Annotated in this window: 7 protein-coding genes and 1 pseudogene; 5 read left to right on the forward strand and 3 right to left on the reverse strand. The window is 41.6% G+C overall.

From position 1 onward, the window contains the following. Nucleotides 1–1,533 (reverse strand): annotated as a pseudogene (locus ACFE90_RS31450) (alpha-mannosidase); the annotation flags it as partial. 88 nt (nt 1,534–1,621) lie between these two features. Between ACFE90_RS31450 and ACFE90_RS31455 the strand changes: the two are divergent. The 4 genes from ACFE90_RS31455 to ACFE90_RS31470 all read left to right on the forward strand — a co-directional run bounded on the left by ACFE90_RS31455 (nt 1,622) and on the right by ACFE90_RS31470 (nt 6,295). Beyond that, the gene (locus ACFE90_RS31455; RefSeq protein ID WP_375506257.1) at nt 1,622–3,271 is read left to right on the forward strand and encodes a hypothetical protein; all 1,650 of its coding nucleotides are present in this window, start codon (nt 1,622–1,624) and stop codon (nt 3,269–3,271) included. Between the two features lie 237 nt (nt 3,272–3,508). Next, entirely contained in the window at nt 3,509–3,805 is a 297-nt protein-coding gene (locus ACFE90_RS31460; protein ID WP_375506258.1) for a hypothetical protein, read from the forward strand. Nucleotides 3,806–3,921: 116 nt separating this feature from the next. After that, complete coding sequence (locus ACFE90_RS31465; protein WP_375506259.1) at nt 3,922–4,842, forward strand: alpha/beta hydrolase; 921 nt, start codon at nt 3,922–3,924, stop codon at nt 4,840–4,842. Nucleotides 4,843–5,263: 421 nt separating this feature from the next. Next, on the forward strand, nt 5,264–6,295 hold the full coding sequence (locus tag ACFE90_RS31470; protein WP_375506260.1) for a ParA family protein: 1,032 nt from the start codon (nt 5,264–5,266) through the stop codon (nt 6,293–6,295). Nucleotides 6,296–6,547: 252 nt separating this feature from the next. Here ACFE90_RS31470 and ACFE90_RS31475 read toward each other — a convergent pair whose 3' ends face one another. Beyond that, nucleotides 6,548–6,862, reverse strand: coding sequence for a type II toxin-antitoxin system ParD family antitoxin (locus ACFE90_RS31475; protein ID WP_375506261.1), 315 nt, complete (start codon nt 6,860–6,862; stop codon nt 6,548–6,550). Nucleotides 6,863–7,097: 235 nt separating this feature from the next. Next, entirely contained in the window at nt 7,098–8,771 is a 1,674-nt protein-coding gene (locus ACFE90_RS31480; protein ID WP_375506262.1) for a mechanosensitive ion channel, read from the reverse strand. A 199-nt stretch (nt 8,772–8,970) separates the two neighbouring features. On the opposite strand from ACFE90_RS31480, the gene ACFE90_RS31485 reads away from it, so the two are divergent. Continuing rightward, the gene (locus tag ACFE90_RS31485; protein ID WP_375506263.1) at nt 8,971–9,414 is read left to right on the forward strand and encodes an SRPBCC family protein; all 444 of its coding nucleotides are present in this window, start codon (nt 8,971–8,973) and stop codon (nt 9,412–9,414) included. Nucleotides 9,415–9,741 lie beyond the last annotated feature (327 nt).

Consider the following 9,741-nt stretch of genomic DNA (forward strand, 5'->3'; position numbering starts at 1 on the left):
GGAAGAATCATAATTACTAACAGACGCGATGAATCGCGTCTCTACGATTTGTTGTAAATATTTTTCAGCCGTTGTAAATTCTAAGTCTGGGAAGAAAGGCGACTTTTGCCAGCGTTGGGCGGTTTCTAACATATCACGGGTGGGGCCGCCGCCGTGGTCGCCGACACCGGGAAGCCAGAGGGATTCTGGTAAACCAGTTTGGGTTTGCCATTCAAGAGCGTAGGATGCCATTTTAACTGGGTCTATTGCTTCACCGATCGGTGCAGACATCAAACTAAAGACTTCGCTACCATCAGGCGATCGCCACCAAAAAGCCCCATAATCAAATTTAGTAGTATCATTCCACCGCAACTTCTGGGTGACAAAATACTCAATTCCGGCATTAGCGAAAAACTGCGGTAAAGTTGCACAAAAACCAAAAGAATCTGGAACCCACACCACAGTTGAAAGCTTACCAAATTTTTCTTGAATGTAGCGCTGACCATACAATAGCTGACGGACTATTGATTCACCAGCAATCAAGTTTAGTTCTGGTTCCACCCACATTCCGCCGACAACTTCCCAACGTCCAGCAACTACCTGTGCTTGAATTGCCCTGAATAAATCCGGGCGATGTTCTTCAATCCAAGCATAAAGTGCGGGAGTCGAATGACAGAAAATTAACTCAGGAAAATCTTCTTGCAACTTCAGAACCGACTCAAAGGTGTTTTGCGCCGCATTCCAAGTTTCACTCACGGGCCATAACCATGCTAAATCTAAGTGAGCATGACCCAACAAGAAAATTTTAGATTTTGGGTCGCACCTTTGGTGCGCTTCCAGCGCAACTTGGATTTTGGATTGAATTAAGTTTTGGCGTAGGGACAAAAACGACTTTACTAACTCTCCCTTCTCTTCCTCGGTGTCCTCTGCGCCTCTGCGGTTCGTAATCTCCCCCACCATCGCCGCCAAAACATCCAACCTCTCCGGTGCAAACTTTTCCAAATAAAGTTGCACCACAGCTAACTCATCAGCCACAAAACCCGGATCGGGATTATTATCAACAGTAGACTCATAAACTAAGAGCGATCGCACTAAAGCACCATCACAATGTCCCGGACTCACTAACCGCAAAGCCACAATAAACTCTTCCCCAGGCGTTACCCCTCGACTCAGAAGCAGTCTAGGCGAACAATCAAATAAATCACCCTCCACTACTAAGTCCCCATTCACATAAATCTCAGCAGAATCTGCCCACCAAACCAGCGCCAGCCGCAAAGATAACCCAGCTAAGGAATAGCCCTGTAAATCTTGGGGAACCACCACTCTTTGCACTAGCCATAACACTTTTTTCCCGCCTGTCCAAGCGATATGTTCTTTAGCATTCAACTGAACAGGTTGCCAATGAGACAAATCAGTAGCTACAACATCAGTAATAATCAGGTCAGATTCCTGGTATAGCCAAGTAGACTGAAGATTAACTTGACAAAAAGAGCGCAATTGCTCAATTGCTTGTGAAATGAATTTGGTCTGGGATTGAGAGACAGTCGGGGTCATATATTCGCTAAGATGAGGTGTTGGTCGTTTTTATTGTTTGGCGCGAGTCTCACAATTTATACAAGACTTGAACTAAAAAATTATTACTATGTCTTCTGGTTCCTCTAGTCGTTATCAAAGCAGACTATTTAACTTTGTCCACCAGCAATCTCGGCGGGTGACACAACAGTGGGAACACACCTTCCGGCATTTGCAAGTTGCTACTAAGTGGGGTGTGGAGGTACTACTTTACCCAGTGTATCTACTGTTTCAGTCATCTGAATCATCTGGGAAAACGCTACAAACCAAAGAACCACAAACTAGATTAAAGTTACAACCAAATGATACCGATTTCCAGCCCGAAATTCCAAATGTTGATAGTCCCATTCAACATGTACTAGAGGCAGTCAATTATCTGTCATCTAATGAAGCCGCTTCTGGGTCTGTAAAAACAGTTGAATCTTTCAAACCCTTGGCTTTCTTGGGAGTTTTACGGCTGAAATTCGCTGATAATAAGTCTACAAATAATGCTAATCTTACTCAATTATCAAATATTACTGAGAATCAGAGCGGAAGTCTCAACCCTTTACAGTTAGAAAATGCTCTCAATCAGCATCTTCCAGTAGTGCGGGGGATTGCCACAAATTTAATGGATCGTAGTTTAGTACTTGTTACTGCCGACAATGAAATTCTAGATATTCTGACACCCCAGCAGCAGGCAAAATTAGAAGACCGAATTATTAACGAAGTTGCTAATTATTGGAAGTCTTGGCAGTTGATTATAGCTAAAAAAGAAACGGAGCTACTACCACAAATTGACCATTTATTAGCAAAACTCACTGATGGAAATACAGCTAAAACTGAATTTTTAGCTGAGGGGATACCAAAAGATTTACTTAATACAGATAAATTATTAGCATTTCTAGATATAGCTTTTGCTAAATTGGAATCAAATGCTTTAGTACCTGTGCAAGAACGTAGCCAAGAAATTGTCCAAGTTGCCCAAACTCAGTTAAATATATTTCTTTATGGCAAAGAGCAATTAGCTGCTAGAGGAGAAATTACAGCTAATGCTGACGGTTTGGAAACTAATACACTGAATCTTCAGGCTTTGATTGAGGCAGCGCTTAATTACTTTTTTGGTGTTGGGAATAGAAAAACACTTGATTCAACAACTAATAATGAGCGATGTCTAGCGACAAGCCGCTTTGCGTCTACGCAAGGTAAACTATCATCATCACGCTTTAGAAAGTCCTTGTCCAAAAGCTCTCAGTTGGAAAACCAGGATTTAACAGATGATCCTTGGCTAACATGGAATGATTTATTTGGCGACACCGAAACCATCGCCCAAAAGCCAGTTACACTTTCTGGGAGGACAAATCCTGCTTTAGCCTCAAGTTTATCAGCAGGACATTTTCCACAAAATCGTTTGACTGAAAAACAACCTAAAGTTGGATCTGGTTTGGTGCGAAGAAGTCAAAAAACATCTGGAAAAGTTGCCTCTACAAAACAAACCCGAACTAGCATTTCCCAATCTAAAAGCGAGAGTCGTAAAGGGGAAATTTTACACCAGCAATTTCACCAAAGCACTCAAGTTGAGGCGCAGCCAGACTGGATAGAAACCAAAGCAACTTCAATAGGTTACGAGAAGCACCCCTTAGAGCAACTTTTAGAATGGGTTGACTATGTTATGCTCTGGCTAGAAGACAGATTTGTAAGGATTTTTCAGTCGTTACGGCAACTATGGCAGGGGAAATAATTCGTAATGACGCTCCTACGAGACGCTGCGTGAACGCTACCGCTTCGCGAACACTAACATAATTCGTAATTAAGATTCCTTAAATTAAATATGGTTTTACAGGTTAACATCTTGTAGCCTGATTTTGAATTATTTGTATAAGTTGGTAGATATTTTTTAAAAAACTATTATAATATTTACAATTTTTCAATTAAGGGATAATTTGGATTATCTATAATGTTATTGGTGGTTGTCTAAGTGAAAATTGTTGTTTACTGTAAATATTTCAATTTCAAAAATCCACTAGATAAACCGAAAATTGAGACATTTGTGGTAAATGTGCCTCAAATTCCTAAAATAGGTGAAACAATTGTAGTAGAAAGAATTTCACCCCAAAAGCAATTTGTAATTATTTTTGAATACATTGTGACAGCAGTGCAATTTAATGCTTCTAGAGAATCGGCTGACTCAGCAGATGCTCAGGTAAACGCATTTTTAAATCACTGTTGGGAGGGAACATCAAATTTCAAAATTACAAACTTTTTAGAGCAATAAACTCTTACCACAACATGTGATTGAGGAAATAACGTAACTATTTGGCTCCTGTTGGTTATTAATAATTAGTTGACATGTTAGTAGCTTGCTGGGAAAATATGTAAAAAACTAACCCTATGATTGACCATAGCGATCGCGTCGTGTCTCGTAGAGAAGGCAGATTTCAAGGTGTTGGAGGACTTGACCTGTATTACCAAAGCTGGCATCTTGAGGGTAAAGTACGGGCAATATTAGCCATTGTGCATGGACTTGGAGGGCACAGCGATCGCTACAATAATATAGTTCAGCATTTGATACCCAAACAATATGCTACCTACGCCTTAGATTTGCGTGGTCATGGACGCTCATCAGGTCAGCGAGGCTATATCAACGCTTGGAGTGAGTTTTGCGAAGATTTAGGAGCCTTTTTACAGTTAATTCAGACTCAGAATCCTGGATGCCCAATTTTTCTTTTGGGTCATAGTTTAGGCGGGGTGATTGTCTTAGATTATATTCTGCGCCATCCTCAACAAGCATCAGTTTTGCAAGGTGCGATCGCTCTAGCGCCAAGCTTGGGGAAAGTTGGGGTTTCACCTATTCGGGTGCTTTTAGGAAAAATGCTCTCACGGGTATGGCCGCGTTTTACCCTGAATACAGGCATTGATCTGAGTGCTGGTTCACGAGATCAGCAGGTTTTAGCCGCATCCGCTCAGGATACACTGCGACATACCCTTGCTACTGCCCGTCTGGCTACAGAATTTTTTGCAACAGTTGATTGGATTAATGCTCACGCAGCTGATTGGCAATTACCATTGTTGATTCTCCACGGTGGTGCAGACCGAGTAGCTTTACCTGTGGGAAGTGACATCTTTTACCAACAGGTAAACTGCACAGATAAGCTAAGAATCGAGTATCCGGGAGCCTATCACGAAATTCAGTGTGACCTAAATTACCACGAGGTACTGGCTGATTTGGAAGATTGGTTGGAGCGACACCTACCACCCCAGACGGCGCAGTTAGGACGTGGAAGCGGTGAGTTAGAGTTTCCTGGTTCTTAGAACCTAAATTTTAAAAGTAGATCAGGCAAAATCATCAGTTATGTTAGGCAAAAACCGATTTGAAGACAGAGCATTAGCCCCAAATCACAGCTTTACAAAGTGTAAGTAGACTTCAACTCATATCGAGTTTTGGTTTGATAAGCCTTATCTATCTATAGTGCTATGCCAGTAACCAGTAAATGGAATTGATTTTGTTGAAACATTGAATAAACTCGATTCTGAGTAGCTGTAGAAGTATTTGTATGTCAATTAATCTTTACAAAAAGGCAAACTTTTAGTTTAGTTAGTTAAACTAAAAGTTGTGTATCTTACACTACGACCAATAACCTACGATTAATTATAACTATGTAGTTGTTAGAACTTAATTAAGAGTTGAATAATACAAATTTTTTCATCCTACACAATAAATTTCATTTAGCTTATGACCAAGATAATTTCAATTTTTAATAATAAAGGTGGAGTAGGGAAAACAACGATTCTGTGGAATCTTGCAGATGCAATAGCACGAAAGGAAAAGCGTGTGCTGATGATTGATTTTGACCCACAGTGCAATCTGTCTTTAGCTGTTTTAGGTACTGACACCTTTACTAAAACATTACCAACTCAAAATCTACCTTATGGAACTACCATCCGCGCCTACCTACAAAGATTTTTGCAAAATACAGGTGGATTTGAGTTTTTCAGCCACAAAGGAAATCATACGCATTCTAAGGCAGAGATTGTAGCTGGCGACTTTTGGCTAAACGTTTACTCAGAATCGCTAAGTGTTGGTTCTGATTTGCTTACAGGTACTGGTGTAGCTAAGTATGTTGTACTACGCGACCTGATTGACTTTGCAAATAAAAGAAATGGCGTAGACCCCTATGATTACGCATTGATTGACCTACCTCCCTCTTTTGGTGCTTTGGTTAGAGCTGCGCTCTACTCATCTGATTATTTCATTGTTCCATGCACATCCGATACTTTCAGCGCATACTGTGTTGGGTTGATAGGTGAAATGCTCCCTGGTTTCTTTCAGGATTGGGGCAGTGGTTTTAAGCGATTTAAGTCTTCTAACCCTTATCTGACTCAGTATGACCAATTAGGCTCTCCGAAATTTGCAGGGTGGATTTTTAACGGTTTCGACACTCGAAATAACCAATTAGTGAAAGCAGATCAAATTCACCACGATAAAATTTCTAATTCCATTAGAACGGATCTTATTCCAAGACTAAATGGTAATTTGTGTCAGGGACTTCCAAATAATTACCAGATTGGAGAAATTGAAGACATGAATGTTTTAGTTCAAAACAGTATTTGGCAAAATGTACCCGTTTCTCAACTTGAAAAATTCCGCCCGATAAAGACATTGCAAGGTAGCGGAAACTGGGCTTGGAACCAGCTAGAGCAGATTTCTCTTCTTAGAGATCATTTTAGAGAAATAGCCGATAATATAATCAAATATTGCGTTTAGAAGTCATTTGTCTTGTCATTCCTCTTTTATAGTCAGCTTGCCTATAAAACCCAAAATCCCAGACAAATTGTACTAAGTAAATTTTTTAATATGAGTATTCGGGTTAAGTTCTATTAAACAAGCTAACGTACCCTGAAAAATAACAACTACAGTGTTGTTGGGTCAATCGCTTTAATTCCTTCAGACGCATAACGAATGAAATCTTTAGTATTGAATGTCAAAATATGCGTCACACTATTTGCCTTAGTACTGTTAAGGATGATCCTCGTAAATACTCTCACGAGTCACAGCATAATCTGACAGCACAGGTAAATTTAACCCAAAGTATGCCGTAAACTCGTCAGCTAACTTATCTGCAATTAGTTCAAACTCCTCATTATTCAGTTGATCCTGTGTCTGAAACTTCGTCATCAACTGAGCGCGTTTTTCTTCTTGACCTTTGCGCTGTTGGTCTTGAAAGATTAGCTCTTGAAGATATTCACTAGCTGAACTATAACCGCCCTTAGCCACTTGTTCCTCGATAAAGACTTTCATTGACTCAGGCAAGGAAATCTGAATGTTAGTCATACCTTGAGATATCTGGTGGGCGATTTTATCTACTACGTTACTAGAGCGATCGCATATTAAAATGCAGAGTCAGTTATTTATCTAAAATAGCAGAAGGCTTTCACATATTAAATAAGACGGAATCACCTGCCGTCTTTAAAGTCAAGAGCCTACGCACAGCAGTAGCCAGATTATCTTGGAAGCCCCCACTAAAATCGGGAAGAACGATTTAGTGGTGGCTGATGTCACAGAGGAATTAGTTTCTACCTTTGAAAGAGTTTAGCCATTCTTGAACTTGCTCGCGGGCAATATCGCGCCCCCCAAGACCAAAGGCTAGGGCAATAGCAACTGCGATCGCACCTAGTAAAAGTCCAAAAGCTAAATTCACAATATCACTGGCAACTCCAATCTGTTGCAGTGCCATTGCAGAAACTAAAACAATGATGGCAATCCGCGCTACTTGTCCCAAAATCTGTGCTTGGCGTAGGCCTTGCCCGCCGAAGGCATCGCCGGAACTGGTAATGATGTTAAAAGCCAGATTTGCCAGGAATAAACCAATGGCAAATATCACCAATCCCGCCAAAATTCGCCCAAATATGATCACAATCCCAGACACTAATGCTGTCAGGGCTGGAATATTCAAGATATTCACCGCCGCCACCGTTGCAAACAGCATTATACCCACTAAGGCAACAATGCCTGCAATTTCCGATGGTGTGCGGGTTGGAATCGGGGGAGTTGTTGATTCTGTTGAAACTACGATTCGTCTGCTGGGTGTTGTCAGACCCAAAATAGTGAAAATGTTATTAAACCCTAAATTGGTGAGGATACTTGTAACCAAATCCGCAATAAACCGCCCCACGAAATAGGCAACAATCAAAATTGCCACGGCTGTAAAGATGGCAGGGAGAGCATTGAGAATCTGTTGCAGCATTGCGATCGCAGGCACAGAGATCGCATTAATTTCTAGGGCATTGAGGGCTGCGATCGCCACAGGAATCAAAATCAAAACATAGACAATTGTGCCGATAATACTTGATAGAGGTTGCACCCCCGCAGTCGCAGATAATCCCAACCGACTACCTAAATGGTCAATACCAGTTGTCGCTAGCAAGTTTGTTACAATCCGCCGCACCACATTAGCTATAAACCAACCAACTACAGCAATTAGCGCCGCCGCTAAAATGTTCGGCAGAATTAGCAGAACTTCTGTAATGAGAGCTTGTACTGGTTGTAGAGCCTGCCTGAGTTCAAGAGTATCTAAAACTGGGGCGAGAAACAGTAAAAATATAAACCAATACAGAGCATTACCAATCGTCTCACTCAGAGACAGCTGATTGAAGCTGGGTGCGCTGTCTTCTGGTTCTGGATTCAAACGCTCATCCAGGTTAAATGCCTGTAATGATCGCACAGTAATAATCTTCACAATGGTCGCCAAAAACCAGGCGGTTACCAAAAGGATTCCCGCACCAACCAACTTTGGCAAAAAGCCAATAAGTTGATTGAGAAAATTATTGAGAGGTCGAGACGCTACCTCCAGATCCAATGTCTGTAAAACAGCTACCGCCGTCAACAGAATAATGCTCCAAAAGACTAAGCTAGAGATTAATTTCTCCACTTGCGGAACATCTTGACGACCCGTTATCCCTGCGGCAATCCGGTTATCTATGTTTGTACGATTGAGGATTCCTCGCGTCAGCGCCGCCGCGCCCAACGCAATTAGCCAACCTGCTACCAAAATTGCCACTGCCCCCAGCAGACGGGGTATAAACAGAATCAACTGTTGAACAATACCTTGTACATCAGCAATTCCTTGATTCACTGCTGGTTGTAGCGGTTGCAGGCTGGGCGATTGTGCCAAAAATTGCTGCACCCTTGTGGACAAAGCAACTCCTATCACCTGGGTTATTCCTTGCCAAGTTGTGTTCATGGTTTTCGGGAATTAAGCTTAAGTATTCACCGTAAACACTAAGTAAGTGTTTTGCCTATCAATTTACCAGTAAAAACATACATTTATGCCATTGATATCAAGAGTAATTTTTGACTTTGTTACTAATATTTGATTTAATCTACTGACAGTGCTGAATTTTGCGTTACTCTAATTGCAGCAACAGCATCAGAGATATAGAATGTCTCAAGTTTTGTCACAATCGATTCAAATTAATGCTACAGCTACGGTGGTGGAGCGCTGTATTAGCGATTTAGCTCTCATGCATCGCTGGCTCAACCCCGTTCTCCGTTGCGAACCTGTGGGTGAAACTTGGAGTACTGATATTGGCAGTAAAAGTCGTTTTATCATTCAAATTCCTCTACTGAAACCCACGTTGAATAGCGTAGTTGTAGAACGACAACCGGGTTTAGTAGTTTGGGAATTTCAGGGATTTTTTCAAGGGCGCGATCGCTGGGAATGTCAACCCATAGAAAAGGGAACGCTTCTATTGAACCGCTTTGAGTACAATATCCCTAACCCCTTAGTTAGTTGGGGTTTCAACACCTTTGCTGCGTCTTGGACAAAAGAAGATATGCAAGCCCAGCTACGCCGCCTCAAACGAGTCGCAGAAGGACAAGAATAATTCGATCATTAGTCATTTGGTATTGAGTTTTCCCCAGTATTCGTGCCAAAAGCTGTCGGTGGCTAACTAGTACAACGGGCGCGTAAATAAACATACCATTCAAAATGACGCGAAAGCCCGGAATACAATACTTTTGAATGCGTGACTTTTGAATGCGTGACTTCCGCGCAGCGTTACTAGTGCAAGAAGGCAGGGAGAGCAGAGAAAGTAGGGAAAGCAGAGAAGCACACAGAGCAGGGGAAGAATAATAACTCTTGACTCCTGACTTAGCACTGGGAGCAACGCGATTTGGTGAGGTAGGATCAAAAACCAGCGATCGCTAACAAC

Source organism: uncultured Nostoc sp. (genome assembly GCF_964245445.1).
Classification (GTDB): domain Bacteria; phylum Cyanobacteriota; class Cyanobacteriia; order Cyanobacteriales; family Nostocaceae; genus Nostoc.

Excerpts from the sequence above, each read along its gene's own strand:
- ACFE90_RS31455 (WP_375506257.1), top strand. The coding sequence starts at position 1,622 with ATGTCTTCTGGTTCCTCTAGTCGTTATCAAAGCAGACTATTTAACTTT.
- ACFE90_RS31465 (WP_375506259.1), top strand. The coding sequence starts at position 3,922 with ATGATTGACCATAGCGATCGCGTCGTGTCTCGTAGAGAAGGCAGATTT.
- ACFE90_RS31470 (WP_375506260.1), top strand. The coding sequence starts at position 5,264 with ATGACCAAGATAATTTCAATTTTTAATAATAAAGGTGGAGTAGGGAAA.
- ACFE90_RS31475 (WP_375506261.1), bottom strand. The coding sequence starts at position 6,862 with ATGACTAACATTCAGATTTCCTTGCCTGAGTCAATGAAAGTCTTTATC.
- ACFE90_RS31480 (WP_375506262.1), bottom strand. The coding sequence starts at position 8,771 with ATGAACACAACTTGGCAAGGAATAACCCAGGTGATAGGAGTTGCTTTG.
- ACFE90_RS31485 (WP_375506263.1), top strand. The coding sequence starts at position 8,971 with ATGTCTCAAGTTTTGTCACAATCGATTCAAATTAATGCTACAGCTACG.